Origin of the sequence: uncultured Pseudomonas sp. (assembly GCF_913777995.1) — a bacterium.
GTDB lineage: Bacteria > Pseudomonadota > Gammaproteobacteria > Pseudomonadales > Pseudomonadaceae > Aquipseudomonas.
Genome location: NZ_CAJYVE010000029.1, coordinates 63,095 through 82,454, shown reverse-complemented (window position 1 = coordinate 82,454; position 19,360 = coordinate 63,095). Strand labels below are relative to the sequence as shown.

The window sequence follows — 19,360 nt, the reverse complement described above, 5'->3', positions numbered from 1 at the left end:
CAAGGGGCAAGGTCGACGGAAAAGCGCATCGGCCACGCCAAAGGCCGTGCGAAGCGGGCATTTTCCGCTACAGAGGTATAAATCCGCCGCCCAGCCGTGCAAATCGGACTAAGCGCGGGCATTGTCAGGCCAAAACAAAACACTGTATAAATAACCAGACCAACGACCTTGGAGCCGCTGCATGCTGGTTCATCTTTCCGTACACAACTACGCCATCGTCGAGCACCTCGACCTGGAGCTCGACCGCGGGATGAGCGTAATCACGGGCGAGACAGGTGCCGGCAAGTCGATCATGCTCGACGCGCTGGGCCTCACCCTGGGCGACCGCGCCGACAGCGGCGTGGTCCGTCCCGGCGCCGACAAGGCCGATATCCTTGCCACCTTCGACCTGGCTGAAATCCCGGAGGCACGCGCCTGGCTCAGCGAGCGCGACCTGGATGGCGACTCCCCCTGCATCCTGCGCCGGGTCATCACCGCCGAAGGCCGCTCCCGCGCCTATATAAATGGCACGCCCTGCCCACAGGGCGACCTCAAGGCACTGGGCGAACTGCTCATCGATATCCACAGCCAGCATGAACACCAGTCGCTGCTCAAGACCGACACCCACCGGCGCCTGCTCGACGAATATGCCGGTGCCACCGAGCTGGCTCGCCAGGTCCAGCTCGCTTCGCAGCGCTGGCGCCAGACCCGCCAGGAACTGGAACGCCTGTCCAGCTCGGGCGATGAGCAGCGCGCACGTCACCAGTTGCTCAGCTACCAGCTCGAAGAACTGGAAAATCTCAGCCTTGGTGAAAACGAGCTGGAACAGCTCGAACAGGACCACAAGGCCCTCACCAATGCCGAAAGCCTGCTGACCATCTGCCGCCAGGTCATCGAGCAGTGCAGCGAAAGTGACTCCGGCAACGTGCTGCACGCGCTCACCAACAGCCTCAATCGCCTGTCCAGCGTCAGCAGCAATTCCAACTCGCTCAGCGAAGCGACCAACCTGCTGTCCAGCGCACAGATCCAGGTCGAAGAAGCCATGGGCGAGCTGAATCGCTTCCTCGATCATTTCGATGCAGACCCGGCACGGCTGCAACAGATAGAAGAACGCCTGGATGCCATCTACAGCCTGGCCCGCAAGCATCGCGTGCAACCCCATGAAGTTGCGGCGCTGCACCAGAAGCTGCTCGACGAAATCGAGACCCTCAACGCCAGCGACGAGTCCATCGAGCGCCTGCAGAACGAGCTGGCCGCCTATGCTCGCCACTACCAGGAAAAGGCCCGGGAACTGAGCGACCTGCGTCACCGCTCGGCGGGTGAGCTGGCCCATGCCGTAGAGCAGGAAATCCATCGTCTCGGCATGCCGGGAGGGCGCTTCAATATCGAACTCAAGCCTGGCAGCAGCCAGGAACTGCAGCCCTACGGCCTGGAGCAGGTCGAACTGCTGGTCAGTGCCAACCCTGGCCAGCCACTCAAGCCATTGTCCAAGGTGGCTTCGGGCGGCGAGTTGTCACGTATCAGCCTGGCGATCCAGGTCATCACCGCACAGACCTCACGCATCCCGACCCTGGTGTTCGACGAAGTGGACGTCGGTATCGGCGGCCCGACCGCCGAGATCGTCGGCCAGTTGCTGCGCCGCCTGGGCGACCGTGGCCAGGTGATCACCGTGACCCACTTGCCGCAAGTAGCAGCCCAGGGCCATCAACACCTGTTCGTGCACAAGGTGCGCGAGAGCAATGCCACTCGCACGGCAGTGTCGAAGCTGGACAAGAAGGAACGTATAGAAGAAGTGGCACGCATGCTGGGCGGGATCGACCTGACCAAAGAGTCGCTGGCCCATGCGAAGAAGATGATCATCACCCCGAAAGGCTGAAATACAGGCAGCAAAAAAGCCCCTTGCCGAACGCATCGACAAGGGGCTTTTTCATGTCGCTGTGAAAGCCTCAGGCCTTCTTGCGTACGTAGAGCACCAGGTTGTGATCCACCAGCTCGTAGCCATGACGCTCGACGATAGCCTTTTGCAGGGCTTCGATTTCTTCGTCGAAGAATTCGATGACCTCGCCGGAATCGACGTTGACCATGTGGTCGTGGTGGCCACCATCGGCCAATTCGAACACGGCATGACCGCCATCGAAGTTATGACGCACGACCAGGCCAGCAGCTTCGAACTGGGTCAGGACACGGTAGACCGTGGCCAGGCCGACATCCTCACTGGCATCCATCAGTGCCTTGTATACATCCTCGGCACTCATGTGGCGCTGCTCGGCAGAATCGAGCATTTGGAGGATCTTGACCCGCGGTAGGGTCACCTTGAGTCCTGCTTTACGTAGTTCGCTATTTTCAACCATGGTCAGCTTTCTCGTAGACGCTGCTTCGCAGCTTCTCTTAATGCAGGTATGATCGGGGTTTGTTGACCCAGCCAAGATAGTGGAAGTCGCCCACCGATGCAAAACACCAAGCTCTTGCTAACCAGTTTCACATTCGTGGGACTGCTCGCACTCGCCGGTTGCTCGTTCCCCGGGGTTTATAAAATCGACATCCAGCAGGGAAATGTCGTCACGCAGGACATGATAGACCAGTTGCGCCCAGGAATGACCCGGCGGCAAGTGCGGTTTATCATGGGCAACCCCTTGTTGGTCGACACCTTCCATACCGACCGCTGGGACTACCTGTATAGCCTGCAACCCGGTGGCGGCGAACGTCAGCAAGAGCGCATCAGCCTGTTCTTCAACGGCAACGACCAACTGGTTAGCCTGTCCGGCGACTTCATGCCCGGCGTCAGCCGCGACGAAGCGATCCTCGGCAAAGGCAGCGATACCAACGTGACAGCGCCTGTAGAGAACCAGCCGCAGCCCAAACCGGAACAACCGGCTCGCCCAGGCTCGCTGCTCGACCAGATCCAGAAGGACGTCGACAGCGTCGAAACGGTCCCGGCGCCCGTGCAAGAGCCGCTGGAAGCGCCCTCGCGCTAAGCCGCATAAAGCGGCCCCCCATAAAAAATGCCCGGCACGCCGGGCATTTTTTTGCCTCCAGAAAGCCTCAGGCGCGGCCTTTGCGCGGCTTCGCTGTTTTCGCCGCACGCAGGCGTCGTACTTCCTTGGGGTCGGCCAGCAGCGGCCGATAGATTTCGATACGGTCCCCCGCCTCCAGCACATGCGCGGCCGGGTCCTTGACCACCTTGCCGAAGATACCCATCGCCGAAGCCTGCAGATCCAGCTCAGGAAAGGACTGCGCGATGCCACTGGCGAGCACCGCCTGCATCAAGGTGCTGCCAGCCGGTACCTGCAGGGTCAGCAGCACCTGGCGGTCGACGCCGGCATGCACCACCTCGATATCGATCAGCGGCTCAGGCATGCAGCTGCTTGGCGCGCTGGCAGAAGGCATCCACCAGGGTATTGGCGGCCTGATTGAACAGCGGGCCGAGGGTGGCACGCACCAGCGGCCCGGCGTAGTCGAAAGACAGGTCGAGGCTGATCTTGCAGGCCTTTTCGTTCAGCGCCTTGAAGGTCCACACGCCGTGCAGCTGGTTAAAGGGACCTTCGACCAGATCCATGATGATCGACTCGCCTGGCACCAGCGTGTTGCGGGTCACGAACTTCTGGCTCAGGCCACCCTTGGCGATCTCCAGGCTGGCACGCATTTCGGTATCGCTGGCCTCGTGCACCACGGCCGCCGCGCACCACGGCAAGAATTCCGGGTAACGGGCCACGTCGTTGACCAGGTCGTAAAGGAACCGGGCCGGGTACGGCAGCAATGCCGAGCGTTGAATATGCGTAGTCATGTCAGCGTCATTTCCAAGGCTGAGCGGCAAACCAACGCCGAACGGCGCTGCATGGCGCGAAAATGAAATCAGGTTAACAGCATCGGACACCGCTGCGCCCTGGCTGTTCTACCTGAGTCGTGGGCCGCTGGGATGCGACACGCCACGTTACATCGGTAAAAAAGTGCGCGCATTGTCCGGGATTCGCCCTTCTCGCTCAAGCGCACCACGACCCGGGAGCCGTGCAACGGCTGCGACAATGTCGGCCAGAAGCCCGGCAGGCAAGCGTTACACAGGTTTGTCAGGCGCATGACGTTTTCGTTCGTGCTCCGTAGCCGCCGACGCAGCAACTGCCTATAATGCGCCCCCTATGGCCAAACTCAGAAAGCACCCCACAGGGACCATCGCGCAAAATAAAAAGGCGCATCACGATTACTTCATCGAACAGAAGTTCGAGGCCGGTCTGGTCCTGGCCGGATGGGAAGTAAAGAGCCTGCGTGCCAGCAAGGTACAACTGGTCGACAGCTATATCCTGCTCAAGGATGGCGAAGCCTGGTTGATGGGCAGTCACATCACGCCGCTCAAGACCGCCAGCACGCACGTCATCGCCGACCCTACCCGCACCCGCAAGCTGCTGCTCAACCAGCGCGAACTGGACCGCCTGTTCGCCGCCGTGCAACAGAAGGGCTACACCTGCGTAGCGCTTTCGCTGTACTGGAAGCAGCACCTGATCAAATGCGAAATCGCCTTGGGCAAGGGCAAGAAGGAATACGACAAGCGCGACACCGAGCGCGAGCGCGACACCAAGCGCGAGCTGCAACGCGTGGTGCGCAACAAGGGCAAGGAAGACTGACGCCCAGGCGCGCTCGCCAGGCCCCGGCGAGCCCTCTGCTCAGAGGTTGTGCCGCCGCTCCGCGCGGGCGGCACGCGCCTCTTGCTCACGCACCTCCTGTAACACCTCCTGCACGTACATCAAGTGCCGGCTCGACACGCTGCGAGCTTCTTCGGCACGCCCCTCGACGATTGCTTCGTACAACTCCCGATGCTGCTCGATGAGCATCTCGCGGGTTTCCGCACGCTGCTTGTACATACCACCGATATTGATCACAACGTTGCGCCGCACTAGGTCGAACAGACCGCGAATGGTGTGCAACAGCACCGCGTTGTGGCTGGCCTCGGCAATCGCCAGGTGGAAGTTGGCATCCGCCGCGCCCTCTTCGGCACCGCCGCCCTCCTCGGCCCGCGCGTAACAATCCTGCAAGGCATCGAAGGCTTCGCGCAGGCGTTCACGGTCCAGGTCGGTGGCGCGCAGCGCCGCGTAGTAGGCGCATGAAGCCTCCAGCGTGTGGCGGAACTCCAGGAGGTCGCGCTGCGCATCCGGGCTGTTTTCCAGCAGTTGCAGCAGCGGATCGCTAAAGGTCGAGCCGAGGTTCTCGGCCACGTAATTGCCACCGCCCTGGCGGCTGACCAGTAGGCCCTTGGCGGTGAGCTTCTGGATCGCCTCCCGCAACGATGGCCGCGACACGCCGAACTGCTCGGCCAGGGCACGCTCGGCGGGCAGGCGACCACCGGCCTTCAAGGCCCCCTCCAGAATCATCTTTTCCAGCTGCTCAACGATATCGTCCGACAAACGGCGCTGCCGGATCTGACCAAATCCCATAACCCTCACTCCCGCTTCCCGACCTCGTTATCGGGGCGTCTATTCTGGCCGATCGGCAGACGTTCGGCACCTGGCAGATGCGTCCTGCCGAGCGCGTTTTTATCACCGAGCAGAACAGGTCCGACCAAAGTCGTGCGCTGGACAAATTGACACGCCTCCCATGGGGCCTCTAACCTAGCCAACAATCTCGGTAAATTGGTATTACCAATTATCCAGAGATAAAAGGGAGATCGACCAACCTCCCCTTGCTGGACCTCTCGACCCGAGAGGCCTGAGCTGGTGAACAGGGCGCTGCACCCGCCTGCCGAACAAGGCAACCGCGCCACCGAACACCGGGCCTAACCAAAAACAACTAGGGGCCAACCCAATGCAGACCTGGCAACAACTCTATACCCCCCTGGGCAGCCTCGGCCTTTCCGCCGCCGCTGCGCTGATTCCCATCGTGTTCTTCTTCCTGGCGCTGGCGGTGTTCCGGCTCAAGGGGCATATCGCGGGCAGCATCACCCTGGCGCTGTCGGTGCTGGTGGCGATCTTCGCCTTCCAGATGCCGGTGGACATGGCCCTGGCCGCCGCCGGTTACGGGTTCGCCTACGGTCTGTGGCCCATCGCCTGGATCATCGTCGCGGCGGTGTTCCTGTACAAACTCACGGTCAAGAGCGGCCAGTTCGAGATCATCCGCAGCTCGGTACTGACCATCACCGACGACCAGCGCCTGCAGGTGCTGCTGATCGGCTTCTGCTTCGGCGCCTTCCTGGAAGGCGCGGCCGGGTTCGGCGCCCCGGTGGCGATTACCGCCGCGCTGCTGGTCGGCCTGGGCCTGAACCCGCTGTACGCTGCCGGCCTGTGCCTGATCGCCAACACCGCACCGGTGGCCTTCGGCGCCCTGGGCATTCCGATCATCGTCGCCGGCCAGGTGTCGGGTATCGAAGCGTTCAAGATCGGCGCCATGACCGGCCGCCAGCTGCCGCTGCTGTCGATCTTCGTACCGTTCTGGCTGATGTTCATCATGGACGGCGTGCGCGGTGTGCGGGAAACCTGGCCGGCCGCGTTCGTCGCCGGGGCCAGCTTCGCCCTCACCCAATACCTGACCTCTAACTTCATCGGCCCCGAGCTGCCCGATATCACTTCGGCGCTGGTCAGCATCATTTCCCTGACCCTGTTCCTCAAGGTCTGGCAGCCGCAGCGTGCCAGCGACGTGGTGATCAGCGGCGGTGGCGCGGCCATGCTGGGCGGTGGCGGCAGCGCTCCGATGTCGTCGCGCACGCCATCGCCCTACAGTGCCGGGCAGATCTTCAAGGCCTGGTCGCCGTTCCTGATTCTCACCGCCATGGTCACCGTCTGGACCCTCAAGCCGTTCAAGGCGCTGTTCGCCGCTGGCGGCCCGCTGCAGGCCTGGACCATCAACACGGCGGTGCCGTTCCTCGACCAGATGGTCATCAAAGGCACGCCCATCGTCGCCAAGGCCACGGCCATGCCGGCGGTGTACAAGCTGGACCTGATCGCCGCCTCGGGCACCGCCATTCTGCTCTCGGCCATCGTGTCGATGATCGTACTGCGCATCAGCGCGAAGATTGGTCTGACCACCTTCAAGGAGACCCTCATCGAGCTGCGCTGGGCCATCGTGTCCATCGGCATGGTGCTGGCCTTCGCCTTCGTCATGAACTACTCGGGCATGTCCTCCACGCTGGCCCTGGTACTGGCCGGTACCGGCGCGGCGTTCCCGTTCTTCTCGCCGTTCCTCGGCTGGCTGGGCGTGTTCCTCACCGGCTCGGATACCTCGGCCAACGCCCTGTTCGGCGCCCTGCAGGCCACCACCGCGCACCAGACCGGCGTCAGTGACGTGCTGATGGTGGCGGCCAACTCCAGCGGCGGCGTCACCGGCAAGATGATCTCGCCGCAATCCATCGCCGTGGCCTGCGCCGCCACCGGCCTGGTCGGCAAGGAGTCGGACCTGTTCCGCTTCACCCTCAAGCACAGCCTGTTCTTCGCCACCCTGGTCGGCATCATCACCTACGCCCAGGCGTACTGGTTCACCGGCATGCTGGTGCATTGAGCCGCACACCCTGGCGCCGGCCCCGGCGGGCGCCAGTTTTCGATAACCGGGCCCACCCGGAGAAACACCTGATGAGCGAACTCTTCTACAACGCCTCCCCCAAGGCCACCCGCGTCGCCCCCCGCCACCGGCCCCGGCAGTACCCCGAGCACAAGCCGAGCCGCGTGTACCTGTTCGGCACCTGCGTGGTCGACCTGTTCTTCCCCGAAGCCGGCATGGACGCCATTCACCTGCTGGAGCGCGAAGGCATCGAGGTGAATTATCCACAGGGCCAGAGCTGCTGCGGCCAGCCGGCCTACACCAGCGGCTACACCGAACAGGCCCGCGAAGTCGCGCGTGCCCAGGTGCGGCTGTTCGCCGGCAGCGACCCAGTGGTGGTGCCCTCCGGCTCCTGCGCCGGCATGTTCCGCGAGCATTACCCGGAGCTGTTCAAGGACGAACCGGCGATGCTCGAACAGGTGCGCGCACTGGCCGAACGCACCTTCGAACTCACCGAATTCCTGCTGCACGTGTGCAAGGTGCGCTTCAGCGACCACGGCCAGCCGACGCGCATCGCCCTGCACACCTCCTGCTCGGCACGCCGCGAGATGAACACCCACCTGCATGCCCGCGAGCTGCTGGCCCAGCTGGGTAACGTCGAGCGCGTGGAGCACGACCACGAAAGCGAATGCTGCGGCTTCGGCGGCACCTTCAGCGTGCGCATGCCCGACATTTCCGGCGCCATGGTCGCCGACAAGACCCGCGCCCTGAAGGAATCCGGCGCCGACCAGGTTTTGACCGCCGACTGCGGCTGCCTGATGAACATCAACGGCGCCCTGGAAAAGCAGCGCGCTGCGCTGCGCGGCCAGCACCTGGCCAGTTTCCTGTGGCAACGCAGCGGAGGCCGCTCATGAACGCGCCGCAACGCATCCCCGCCCTGCAGATAGAACCCGACTTCCGCGAACGCGCTCGCCACGCCTTGGGCGATTCGCAACTGCGCGGCAACTTCCGCCGCGCCATGGACTCGCTGATGGTCAAGCGTGCCGCAGCCTTCAGCGACGCCGACGAACGCGAAGACCTGCGCGAACTGGGCAACGCCATCCGCGCCCGCGCCCTCTCCAAGCTGCCCGAGCTGCTGGAACAGCTGGAAAGCAACCTGATCCGCAATGGCGTGAAGGTGCACTGGGCCGAGACCGTCGAAGAAGCCAATGCCATCGTGCTGTCCATCGTCGAGCAACACGGCGCGCGTCAGTTGATCAAGGGCAAGTCGATGGTCAGCGAGGAAATGGAAATGAACCATTTCCTCGGCGAGCGTGGCATCGAATGCCTGGAAGCCGACATGGGCGAGTACATCGTGCAGATGGACCATGAAAAGCCTTCGCACATCATCATGCCGGCCATCCACAAGAACGCCACCCAGGTCGGCCAGCTGTTCCACGACACCCTCGGCGTCGACTTCACCACCGACGTCGACCAGTTGATCCAGACCGGCCGCCGCGTGCTGCGGCAGAAGTTCTTCGAGGCCGACATCGGCGTTTCCGGGGTCAACTTCGCCGTGGCAGAAACCGGCACCCTGCTGCTGGTGGAAAACGAAGGCAACGGGCGCATGGTCACCAGCGTGCCACCGGTGCACATCGCCGTGACCGGCATCGAGAAGGTGGTGGAAAACCTGCGCGACACCGTGCCGCTGCTGTCGCTGCTGACCCGCTCGTCGCTGGGCATACCGATCACCACCTACGTGAACATGATCTCCGGCCCGCGCAAGGCCCACGAGCTGGACGGCCCACAGGAAGTGCACCTGGTGCTGCTGGACAACGGTCGCAGCCAGGCCTTCGCCGACAGCGAGCTGCGCCAGAGCCTCAACTGCATTCGCTGCGGCGCGTGCATGAACCACTGCCCGGTGTACACCCGGGTGGGCGGGCACACCTACGGCGAGGTCTACCCCGGCCCGATCGGCAAGATCATCACCCCGCACATGGCCGGCCTGGCCCGCGTGCCCGACCACCCCAGCGCCTCGTCACTGTGCGGTGCCTGCGGTGAAGTGTGCCCGGTGAAGATTCCCATTCCCGCCCTGCTGCGCCGCCTGCGCGAAGAGAACGTCAAGGCCCCGGACAGCCCCAACCCGGTGATGCGCGACCAGGGTCGCAAGTATTCGCGCAAGGAACGGTTCATCTGGAACGCCTGGCGCCTGCTCAACACCTCGCCAACGCTGTACCGCGTGTTCGGCTTCTTCGCCACGCGCTTGCGCGGCCTGCTGCCCGGCGACATCGGCCCGTGGACGCAACACCACAGCAAGCCCAGGCCCGCCGCCCGCTCGCTGCACGAACTGGCCCGCGAACACCAGGCCCGCCACAAGGAGAGCGCCCGATGAGCGCCAAGCACAACATTCTCGGCAAGCTGCGCCGCAGCCTGGAAGGCACCCGCCCCATCGCCGATCAGTTCAATGAAGCGCTGGTGACCGAGCCCTGGACCTACCCCCCGGAGCAACGCGTGGCGCGCCTGCGCCAGCTGATGGAAGCCGTGCACACGGAAACTCACCTGTGCAGCGAACAGACCTGGCCACAGCGCCTGGCCGAGCTGGTGCACGAGCGCCAACTGGCCAACCTGCTGATCGCCCCCGGCACGCCCGCCGGCCAGCGCGTGCAGGCGCAGTGGGCGCAGCAACCCGGCCTGCCGCCACTGAAAACCTACGAGCGCCCCATCGAAGCGTGGAAGAAGGAGCTGTTCGACGATGTCGCCGCCAGCTTCACCTCCACCCTCGGCGCCATCGCCGCCACCGGCAGCCTGATTCTCTGGCCCACCCGCGAAGAGCCACGGCTGATGAGCCTGGTGCCACCCGTGCACTTCGCCCTGCTCAAGGCCAGCCAGATTCGCGATAACCTCTACCAGGTGCAGCGCGAACAGCATTGGGCCAGCAGCATGCCGACCAACGCGCTGCTGATCTCCGGCCCATCCAAGACCGCCGACATCGAACAGGTGCTGGCCTATGGCGCCCATGGTCCGAAAGACCTGGTGGTGCTGATTGTGGAGGACGCATGACCCTGCCCGCCGCCTTTCTGCGCCAGGCGCAGTTGCTCATTCCTGAACAGCGACGCTTCAACGACCCGCTGTCGACCCTGGCCTTCGGCACCGACGCCAGCTTCTACCGGCTGATTCCCCAGTTGGTGATTCGCGTGGAGTCCGAAGACGAAGTGGTCGCCCTGCTCAAACTGGCCCAGGCCCACCAGGTGCCGGTGACCTTCCGCGCCGCCGGCACCAGTCTCTCGGGCCAGGCGATCAGCGACTCGGTGCTGCTGGTACTGGGCGACAACTGGAACGGCCGCGAGATTCGCGACCAGGGCGCGCAGATACGCCTGCAACCCGGCGTGGTCGGCGCCCAGGCCAACGCCTGGCTGGCCCCCTACGGGCGCAAGATCGGCCCCGACCCGGCCTCGATCAACGCCTGCAAGATTGGCGGCATCGTCGCCAACAACGCCAGCGGCATGTGCTGCGGCACCGCGCAGAACACCTACCACACCCTGGCCGGCCTGCGCCTGGTGCTGGCCGACGGCACGCGCCTGGACACCGAAGACCCGGCCAGCGTGGCGGCCTTTCGCGCCAGCCACGCCGAGCTGCTCGCCGAACTCGCCCGCCTGGGCCGGGAAACCCGCGCCAACACTGAACTGGCCGCGCGCATTCGCCACAAGTACCGGCTGAAGAACACCACCGGTCTGTCGCTCAACGCTCTGGTCGACTTCGACGAGCCGCTGGACATCCTCAGCCACCTGCTGGTCGGCAGCGAAGGCACCCTGGGCTTCATCAGCGCGGTGACCTACCACACCGTGCCCGACCACCCGCACAAGGCCTCGGCGCTGATCGTGTTCCCCGACGTGGAAACCTGCTGCAACGCCGTCACCGTGCTCAAACAGCAACCGGTGGCAGCCGTGGAGCTGCTCGACCGCCGCAGCCTGCGCTCGGTGCAGAACAAACCCGGCATGCCGACCTTCGTGCGTGAACTTTCAGACAACGCCTGCGCCCTGCTCATCGAAGCCCGCGCCGCCAGCCACAGCCTGCTGCATGAACAACTGGCGCAGATCATGGCCGCGCTGGCCGCCTTCCCGGTGGAAAAACAGGTCGACTTCACCGAAGACCCAGTGGAAAACGCCCGCCTCTGGGCAATTCGCAAAGACACCTTCCCCGCCGTCGGCGCCGTACGGCAAACCGGCACCACGGTCATCATCGAAGACGTCACCTTTCCGGTGGAGCAACTGGCCGTCGGCGTGCGCAGGCTCATTGCGCTGTTCGACAAGCACCGCTACGACGAAGCCATCCTCTTCGGCCACGCCCTGGAGGGCAACCTGCACTTCGTCTTCACCCAGGGCTTCAACAGCCACGAAGAGGTGGCGCGCTACCAGGCGTTCATGGACGACGTCGCCGAGCTGGTGGCCGTGGAATTCGGCGGTTCGCTGAAGGCCGAACACGGCACCGGGCGCAACATGGCGCCCTTCGTCGAGAAGGAATGGGGCCACGACGCCTACCAGTTGATGTGGCAACTCAAACGCCTGCTCGACCCCAAGGGCATCCTCAATCCGGACGTGATCCTCAGCGACGACCCGCAGATTCACCTGAAAAACCTCAAGCCGCTGCCCGCCGCCGACGCCATCGTCGACAAGTGCATCGAGTGCGGCTTCTGCGAGCCGGTGTGCCCCTCCAAGGGCCTGACCCTCAGCCCGCGCCAGCGCATCGTCATCTGGCGCGATATCCAGGCACGGCGGCGCAACGGCGAAGACACCCAAGCCCTTGAGCGCGACTACCAGTATCAGGGCATCGACACCTGCGCCGCCACCGGCCTATGTGCGCAGCGCTGCCCGGTGGGCATCAACACCGGCGAGCTGGTCAAGCAACTGCGCGGCACCCAGGCCCGCCACGACAAGACCGCCGGGTGGCTGGCCCAGCACTTCCACACCGCCCTGCGCGGCGCGCGCTTCACCCTGTGGGCCGCCGACGGCGCCCGCCGCCTGCTGGGCGCGCCGCGCCTGACGCGCCTCACCGCGCGCCTGCACCAGGCCACGGCCGGCCGTGTACCGCAATGGACCCCCGCCCTGCCCCAGGCCACCGAGACGATTCGCGTGAACACCCCGGCCCAGGACTCACGCCCGCGAGTGGTGTACCTCGCCGCCTGCGTGTCGCGGGTCATGGGCCCGGCGGCCAGCGACCGCGAACAGACCTCGCTGCTGGACAAGACCCGCAGCCTGCTGGAAAAGGCCGGCTACCAAGTGGTGTTCCCCGACGACGCCGACAGCCTGTGCTGCGGCCAACCCTTCGCCTCCAAGGGCTACGCCCGCGAAGCCGAAGAGAAACGCAACGAACTGATCAACGCCCTGCTGCGCGCCAGCCGCGGCGGCCTCGACCCGATCTACTGCGACACCAGCCCCTGCACCCTGCGCCTGGTGCAGGACCTCAAAGACGTACGCCTGGACCTCTACGACCCGGTGCGCTTCATCCGCACCCACCTGCTCGACAAACTGGAGTTCACCCCACAGCAGGCGCCGGTGGCGGTGCACGTGACCTGCAGCACCCAGCACCTCGGCGAAAGCCAGGCGCTGATCGAACTGGCGCGGCTGTGCAGCGTCAATGTGGTAGTGCCCGAAGGCATTCACTGCTGCGGCTTCGCCGGCGACAAGGGCTTCACCACCCCGGAACTCAACGCCCACGCCCTGCGCCCGCTCAAGGACGCCGTACAGCATTGCAGCGAAGGCTTGTCCACCAGCCGCACCTGTGAAATCGGCCTGAGCCATCACTCGGGCATCGACTACCACAGCCTCGTCTACCTCGTAGACAGGGTCACCCAACCGCGCGCGCACTGAACCGCACACTTCAACCAAAGGGGCAATCTTTGCCCCTTTTTCGTGCGCGTTAGGCACTTTTCGACTTTTTATTACGGTTAGGAAAATAAATAGAACCCTTGCCAGGCGGCGCAGTCCATCCAGTAAGCCCGCACGAATGCGGGCTCCCTTTCAGGGGTGCTGTGCACCACCTGACACCTCGGGCAGCGGCCTCACGACCGGCCATACCGAGTCCACAGGTTCAAGGAGAAACGACATGAAACGTACCGCTTTTACAGGACTGTTCCTCAGCGCTGCACTCCTCGCTTCGCCGGTATTCGCCGCTGACGATCTGTGCGACAGCAACCTGCAGGCCATCAAGGATGCCCAGGTTTCAACCAACACCAACCTCAGCACTGAAACCCAGGAAATGCTGAAAAAGGTGGAAGCCGACGGCATGGCGGCCAAGGCCAAAGGCGACGAGAAGCAGTGCATCGAGCTGACCTCCAAGGCCATCGCCAGCCTGAAGAAAATGGGCTCGGGCAGCGAAGGCGCCAAATAACTGCCGAACAGCACCAGGCAGTGGGTCGACGTGTCGCGCCGATTGGCGTACACTGCGCCCCACTGACTGCCTACAGGTAGTCACGGGGCCGATCAGGATTCGACGCCGGTGACGAAACTCTAGGTGCATGCCGACTTGGTAACAGAAGTCGTAAATCCACTGTTGCAACTTTCTATAGTTGCCAATGACGAAAACTACGAGGGCTACGCTCTCGCTGCGTAAGCGGCGCGACTAGCTCTTCTGGTAGCTTCGGCTCCAGCAATCGCTAGGGGATGCCTGTAAACCCGAACCGATTGTCATACAGAACAGGATCGTCACCTAGGACGTTGCGGCCGACGTGACTAAAACTTACGCAACTCGCCCAAAGCACCCTGCCCGTCGGGTCGCTGAGGGTTAACTCAATAGACACGGCTAAGCATGTAGGACCGACAGCGGAGTACTGGCGGACGGGGGTTCAAATCCCCCCGGCTCCACCAAATTTGAAGAGAAAGGCGCCTTAGGGCGCCTTTTTTTGTGGTTGGGATTTGATGAGTACGGGATTTCAGCAGGTTTGCGGGTGGCGGAGGTTTTTGAGGTACGGCTGTTCGCGTATTCCAGACGGTATTCCATCACACCCGCTGCTGATCTTTGAAATACAGAATCAGTGCTCGGGTTCAATCTCATGCCCGCTCAAAACCTCCGCTTCTCCGATCGACAGCTCAAGGGAGTCAAACCCGCATCCAAGGATTACGTCCTCACAGATGGTGACGGTTTGTAGCTCCGCGTACTCAGCAACGGCTCGGTGATGTGTAATTTCACCAACCGCGAACCGGCGACCAAGAAGCGCATCAACATCGGATGCGGGACCTACCCCGAACTGTGACTGGCGAACGCACGAAAGATGGCGGTCGAGGCGCGCGAGCTTCTCGCCCAAGGCATCGATCCCAAGGTGCAGCGCAATACGTTGAATGAAGCCAAGCGCGCAGAACCGGAACACACCTTCGAGAACGTGGCCACGGCCTGGTTTGAGCTCAAGAAAGACTCCGTCCCCCCAGCCTGCGCCGAGGACATCTGGCGGTCGCTTGCGCTGCACGTGTTCCCCGAGATGATCGCAATTTCGGCTATGGCAGGCACTTGAGCTATGCAGGGCCGCAGGCACTGAAAGACATGTTCGGCGGCGGCTACGGCACGGTGAGGGCGCACTGTGATCAATGGCAGGCATTCGTGAAGTGGTGCCGCTCCGAACAGGGCCCGCTATCAATGATGCGCGGCGAGTTATCGAAAAGTGTTGGCTGACTGCCGGCCAGAAGCAATCGCTCAGGCAGGACTGCTTTCGCCCCTCAGTGGACCTTCATCTTTCGAGCTTAGCTAAGGCAGCTTGCTGAGCAAGCCACTACTCAGGGTGCTTGCTGATGGCGAATTCCTCGGCCCTTGCAGACGCACAACCAATATCAAGTGAGCGCCTGGAAGCTACTGATCAGCAGTCCTAGAAGTCCGCTTGGCTACGAAGGTCTGCTTCAGTCCTTCTTCAGTTTGGGACGATATCCACCGGCTAACCCTCTTCATAGCTTTTCGTGAACACCCTGTGGGTGCGATACTTCGGCACCTTATTGAAATCCCATCCTTTTGCTGGCTCAGCCCTGCTCAAGGCAGAAAATTTCTTTCAATTTGCCTGATCAACTACCTAAAAGTACTCGCCGTGAACAAGCAACAGCTCGCAGCCAAGATCTGGGAATCTGCCAACCAGATGCGATCCAAGATCGAGGCTAACGAATACAAGGACTACATCCTTGGCTTCATCTTCTACAAGTACCTCTCCGACAAGCTGTTGGCCTTCGCCTCCGCCGAGGGCTTCACAGACGAAGACTTCAGTGCGGTGACTGAAGAGGACACGGAAACCGTTGACCACTTCAAGTCCAACCTGGGTTACTTCATCGCCCACAAGCACCTCTTTTCGACGTGGCTCGAACAAACCAGCGACTTCGATGTTGCTGATGTTCGCGAAGCCCTGTCGGCCTTTGGCCGCCTGATCCACCCGAACCACAAGCGCCTGTTCGAAGGCATCTTCAAGACGCTGGAGACCGGGCTGAGTAAGCTGGGCGACACCGCAGCAAAACAGACCAAGGCGATCAGCGAACTTGTCCAGCTGATCAAAGACATCCCCATGGATGGCAAGCAGGGGTACGACGTGCTCGGCTTCATCTATGAGTACCTTATTGGCATGTTTGCCGCCAATGCGGGCAAGAAGGCGGGCGAGTTCTACACCCCGCACGAGGTGTCCGTGCTGATGTCTGAGGTCATCGCGCAGCATCTGAAGGACCGCCAAACCATCCAGATCTACGACTCCACCAGTGGCTCGGGATCGCTGCTGCTCAACATCGGCCAGGCCATCGCGAAACACATGGGCGACAAAGACAGCATCAAGTACTACGCGCAAGAGCTTAAGGAGAACACCTACAACCTCACGCGCATGAACTTGGTGATGCGCGGCATTCTCCCGGGCAACATCGTCACGCGTAACGCTGACACGCTAGAGGACGATTGGCCGTACTTCGACGAGCAAGACCCGGTCAACAGCTACAACCCGCTGTACCTGGATGCGGTGGTGTCAAACCCGCCCTACTCACAGAAGTGGGACCCGCAGCACAAGAACACTGACCCGCGCTACGCACGCTTCGGCGTGGCCCCCAAATCCAAGGCTGACTACGCCTTCCTGCTGCACGACCTGTACCACCTGAAGCCCAACGGCATCATGGCCATCGTCCTGCCGCACGGCGTGCTGTTCCGGGGCGGAGAGGAAGGCGTCATCCGCAAACAGCTGATCGAGAATGACCACCTCGAAACCATAATCGGCCTGCCGTCCAACATCTTCTTCGGCACTGGCATCCCAACCGTCATCCTCGTGCTCAGGCAAAAGCGCGCAGGCAGCGATGTGCTGTTTGTAGATGCCTCCAAAGGCTTTGCCAAAGAGGGCAAGAACAACAAGCTCCGCGCTTGCGACATCAAGAAGATCACCGATGTGGTGATCGCCCGCACCACTGTGCCTGGCTTCAGCCGACTGGTGCCCAAGACAGAGCTGCAATGCGATGCCAACGACTACAACCTCAACATTCCGCGGTACGTGGACTCATCCGAGCCGCCCGAGAGCTGGGACCTGTATGCCTCAATGTTCGGCGGCATCCCGCTGAGCGAACTGGATGCGCTGGCCGACTACTGGAAGGCCTTCCCCAATCTGCGCGCGGCCTTGTTTACCTTGGATGGCACGCCGTACGCCCAGCCGAAGGCAGATGACCTGTCTGCAGTCGTGCAGCAGCACCCTGAAGTGACGGAGTTCAACGAGGCCTTCACCCGTGCATTCGACGGCTTCAAGCCCTGGCTGCAAAGCGAACTGATCGGCAAGATGCTCACGCTGCAGGTCCCTCGCCAAGAAGCGATTATCTGCGACGAACTGTTTGCCCGCTTGACCAAGGTCGGCACTGTGCCGCTCATCGACAAGTACCAGGCCTATCAAGTCCTCGACGACCACTGGCAGACCATTGCTGTGGATCTTGAAATCCTCCAGACCGAGGGCTTTGGTGCTACGCGCGTGGTCGACCCGAACTATGTTTTCAAGAAGAAGGACGGGAAGGACGTCGAGGTGCAGGACGGCTGGAAAGGCCGCATCTTGTCCTTTGACCTCGTGCAATTGGCACACCACAAGAAGGAGCTGGACGCACTCCGCAAGAAGGAGTCCGAACTGACCGAGGTGGTCGCTCAGCTGGACGAACTACTTGAGAGCTTCAGCGACGAAGACAAGGCCAAGGACGCCTTCAATGAAACCGGCGAAAAGTTCGTCGCGGCTGCCGTAACCAAGGAGGCCAAGGAGTTGGCGGCCGAGGATCAGGCCTCCGCGGCCTTCGGCTCCGAGTCTTACGAGGCCAAGATCATCCAAGCAGCCAAAGTGCTGGCCAAAGAAAAGTCGCTGAAAGCGACTATCAAGAAGGATTCCGCAGCGCTACACCTGAAGACCAAAGCCACGATTGAGGCGCTCAGCGACGAGCAGGTGTACGCCCTGCTCGAAAGCAGCTGGCTCACGCCATTGGTGGACGAGCTGCATCGCTTGCCTGGCAAGGTGACATCCAGCCTCATCGCCAGGCTGGAAGCCTTGGTAGAGAAGTACCGGATCACCTATGCCGACAATGCCCGCGACATTCAGCAAGCCGAAAATGCCCTGGTGAGCATGCTGGGGGAGCTAAATGGCGGCGAGTTCGACATCAAGGGCATTGAAGAGCTGAAGACCTTGTTGGCGGGGAACTGACATGGCGGACCAGACCACAGGAAAGGTGCCTCGCATTCGGTTCAAGGCGTACAGCGAACCGTGGGCGGACGAGACGATTGGCGGCGTCCTCGCTGAAAAGCGTCGCCCTATCGTGCTGGAAGACGATCAGCGCTACGAGCTCATCACGGTCAAACGGCGCAACGAAGGCGTCGTTTCTCGCGGCCACTTGCTAGGACGCGACATCCTGGTGAAAAACTACGCCCAGCTCAAGGCGGGCGACTTCGTCATTTCCAAGCGACAGGTGGTGCACGGGGCGACCGGCATCGTGCCGCCTGCCTTGGATGGCGCCATCGTGTCGAATGAATATCTGACCGCCATCGACAGCGAGAAGCTACTGACGGAGTTTCTCACCATCGTGGCGAGCTTGCCCGCGATGCGTAGGAAGTTCTTTCTAAGCTCGTACGGCGTGGACATTGAAAAGCTGTTTTTCGATGCTGACGATTGGAAGAAGCGTGTCGTCACCATCCCCCAAGTCACGGAACAGAATCGTATTGGCGCCTTCTTCCGTGAATTAGATCTATTCATAGCCCTGCATCAGCGCAAATATGACAAGCTAATGGCGCTTAAGAAGGCGATGCTTCAGAAAATGTTCCCCAACCCTGATGAAGGTGCTCCAGGCATCAGATTCAAAGGCTTCCAAGGAAGCTGGGCGGAAGAGAGCGTCGAAAAAGCTATGGAGAACATCGCAAACAATAGCCTTTCGAGGGCCAATCTAAACCGCCGCTCTGGTTTGGCCAAGAACGTTCACTACGGGGACATCCTCACCAAATTCGGTGAGGTCTTGGATGCGCAAACTGATGACGTACCACTGATCTCTAGCGACGCAATTGTGGAGAAACTCAGCTCGTCCCGTCTCAGGAATGGTGACATAGTAATGGCGGATGCGGCCGAGGATGACGCCGTCGGCAAGTGTACCGAGCTTCGCAATATAGGCAATCAGATAGTCGTTGCAGGCCTCCACACGATTGCACTTAGACCAAAAAGCTCGTTCGCGCCCTTCTTTCTCGGCTATTACCTGAACTCGGATGCCTTCCATACACAGCTGTTGCCCATCATGCAGGGCACAAAGGTGCTCTCAATATCAAAGACGGCAATCAAACGGCTACGGGTCCGGTTCCCGATCCACGAAGCCGAACAACGAAGAATCGGTGCGTTTTTTTATAACTTGGACCTGCTGATCAGGCGACAAGCGCGTCAGATCCAGAAATTCCGGCAAATCAAATCATCATGCTTAGAAACGATGATTTTATCTGAGCTTTGAGT

15 protein-coding genes, 1 other RNA gene and 2 pseudogenes are annotated in these 19,360 nt (G+C 61.9%); 14 read left to right on the top strand and 4 right to left on the bottom strand.

Annotation, left to right across the window (positions count from 1 at the left end):
• Nucleotides 1–181 precede the first annotated feature (181 nt).
• Nucleotides 182–1,855 carry a DNA repair protein RecN gene (gene recN, locus QZ497_RS12730; RefSeq protein WP_295475284.1) on the top strand — a complete coding sequence of 558 codons (1,674 nt, stop codon included), beginning with the start codon at nt 182–184 and terminating at the stop codon, nt 1,853–1,855.
• Between the two features lie 70 nt (nt 1,856–1,925).
• Here recN and fur read toward each other — a convergent pair whose 3' ends face one another.
• Nucleotides 1,926–2,330 carry a ferric iron uptake transcriptional regulator gene (gene fur / locus QZ497_RS12725; RefSeq protein ID WP_295475282.1) on the bottom strand — a complete coding sequence of 135 codons (405 nt, stop codon included), beginning with the start codon at nt 2,328–2,330 and terminating at the stop codon, nt 1,926–1,928.
• 96 nt (nt 2,331–2,426) lie between these two features.
• Between fur and QZ497_RS12720 the strand changes: the two genes are divergently transcribed.
• Nucleotides 2,427–2,954 carry an outer membrane protein assembly factor BamE gene (locus QZ497_RS12720; protein ID WP_295475279.1) on the top strand — a complete coding sequence of 176 codons (528 nt, stop codon included), beginning with the start codon at nt 2,427–2,429 and terminating at the stop codon, nt 2,952–2,954.
• A 67-nt stretch (nt 2,955–3,021) separates the two neighbouring features.
• On the opposite strand, the gene QZ497_RS12715 is transcribed toward QZ497_RS12720, so the two are convergent.
• Together QZ497_RS12715 and QZ497_RS12710 are read right to left on the bottom strand one after the other, a co-directional pair.
• On the bottom strand, nt 3,022–3,336 hold the full coding sequence (locus tag QZ497_RS12715; protein WP_295475276.1) for an RnfH family protein: 315 nt from the start codon (nt 3,334–3,336) through the stop codon (nt 3,022–3,024).
• Nucleotides 3,329–3,763 carry a type II toxin-antitoxin system RatA family toxin gene (locus tag QZ497_RS12710; protein ID WP_295475274.1) on the bottom strand — a complete coding sequence of 145 codons (435 nt, stop codon included), beginning with the start codon at nt 3,761–3,763 and terminating at the stop codon, nt 3,329–3,331. Before QZ497_RS12710 ends, QZ497_RS12715 begins: the two co-directional genes overlap by 8 nt.
• Nucleotides 3,764–4,112: 349 nt before the next feature.
• Here QZ497_RS12710 and smpB point away from each other — a divergent pair, with 349 nt between their 5' ends.
• Nucleotides 4,113–4,595: an SsrA-binding protein SmpB gene (smpB, locus tag QZ497_RS12705; protein ID WP_295475272.1), complete on the top strand. Its 483-nt coding sequence runs from the start codon at nt 4,113–4,115 to the stop codon at nt 4,593–4,595.
• A gap of 39 nt (nt 4,596–4,634) precedes the next feature.
• On the opposite strand, the gene QZ497_RS12700 is transcribed toward smpB, so the two are convergent.
• Nucleotides 4,635–5,402 (bottom strand): FCD domain-containing protein, encoded by a 768-nt coding sequence (locus tag QZ497_RS12700; RefSeq protein WP_295475269.1) that lies wholly within the window; start codon nt 5,400–5,402, stop codon nt 4,635–4,637.
• 367 nt (nt 5,403–5,769) lie between these two features.
• On the opposite strand from QZ497_RS12700, the gene QZ497_RS12695 reads away from it, so the two are divergent.
• The 11 genes and pseudogenes from QZ497_RS12695 (at nt 5,770) to QZ497_RS12645 (ending at nt 19,358) form a co-directional block, all read left to right on the top strand.
• Nucleotides 5,770–7,455, top strand: a complete 1,686-nt coding sequence (locus tag QZ497_RS12695) for a lactate permease LctP family transporter (RefSeq protein ID WP_295475266.1) — start codon at nt 5,770–5,772, stop codon at nt 7,453–7,455.
• 71 nt (nt 7,456–7,526) lie between these two features.
• Nucleotides 7,527–8,348, top strand: coding sequence for a (Fe-S)-binding protein (locus QZ497_RS12690; RefSeq protein ID WP_295475263.1), 822 nt, complete (start codon nt 7,527–7,529; stop codon nt 8,346–8,348).
• Complete coding sequence (locus QZ497_RS12685) at nt 8,345–9,805, top strand: LutB/LldF family L-lactate oxidation iron-sulfur protein (RefSeq protein WP_295475261.1); 1,461 nt, start codon at nt 8,345–8,347, stop codon at nt 9,803–9,805. The genes QZ497_RS12690 and QZ497_RS12685 overlap by 4 nt, the downstream gene beginning before the upstream one ends.
• Entirely contained in the window at nt 9,802–10,473 is a 672-nt protein-coding gene (locus QZ497_RS12680) for a lactate utilization protein (RefSeq protein WP_295475258.1), read from the top strand. The genes QZ497_RS12685 and QZ497_RS12680 overlap by 4 nt, the downstream gene beginning before the upstream one ends.
• Nucleotides 10,470–13,280 carry an FAD-binding and (Fe-S)-binding domain-containing protein gene (locus QZ497_RS12675; RefSeq protein ID WP_295475255.1) on the top strand — a complete coding sequence of 937 codons (2,811 nt, stop codon included), beginning with the start codon at nt 10,470–10,472 and terminating at the stop codon, nt 13,278–13,280. The genes QZ497_RS12680 and QZ497_RS12675 overlap by 4 nt, the downstream gene beginning before the upstream one ends.
• A gap of 235 nt (nt 13,281–13,515) precedes the next feature.
• On the top strand, nt 13,516–13,800 hold the full coding sequence (locus QZ497_RS12670) for a hypothetical protein (protein WP_295475253.1): 285 nt from the start codon (nt 13,516–13,518) through the stop codon (nt 13,798–13,800).
• An 84-nt stretch (nt 13,801–13,884) separates the two neighbouring features.
• Nucleotides 13,885–14,276, top strand: a transfer-messenger RNA (tmRNA) gene (ssrA, locus tag QZ497_RS12665).
• A gap of 185 nt (nt 14,277–14,461) precedes the next feature.
• Nucleotides 14,462–14,887, top strand: a pseudogene (locus QZ497_RS12660) (integrase arm-type DNA-binding domain-containing protein); the annotation flags it as partial.
• Nucleotides 14,851–15,056 (top strand): annotated as a pseudogene (locus QZ497_RS12655) (hypothetical protein); the annotation flags it as partial. The pseudogenes QZ497_RS12660 and QZ497_RS12655, both read left to right, overlap by 37 nt.
• A 422-nt stretch (nt 15,057–15,478) precedes the next feature.
• On the top strand, nt 15,479–18,076 hold the full coding sequence (locus tag QZ497_RS12650) for a type I restriction-modification system subunit M (protein WP_295475250.1): 2,598 nt from the start codon (nt 15,479–15,481) through the stop codon (nt 18,074–18,076).
• A 1-nt stretch (nt 18,077) separates the two neighbouring features.
• Nucleotides 18,078–19,358 (top strand): hypothetical protein, encoded by a 1,281-nt coding sequence (locus QZ497_RS12645; protein ID WP_295475248.1) that lies wholly within the window; start codon nt 18,078–18,080, stop codon nt 19,356–19,358.
• Nucleotides 19,359–19,360 lie beyond the last annotated feature (2 nt).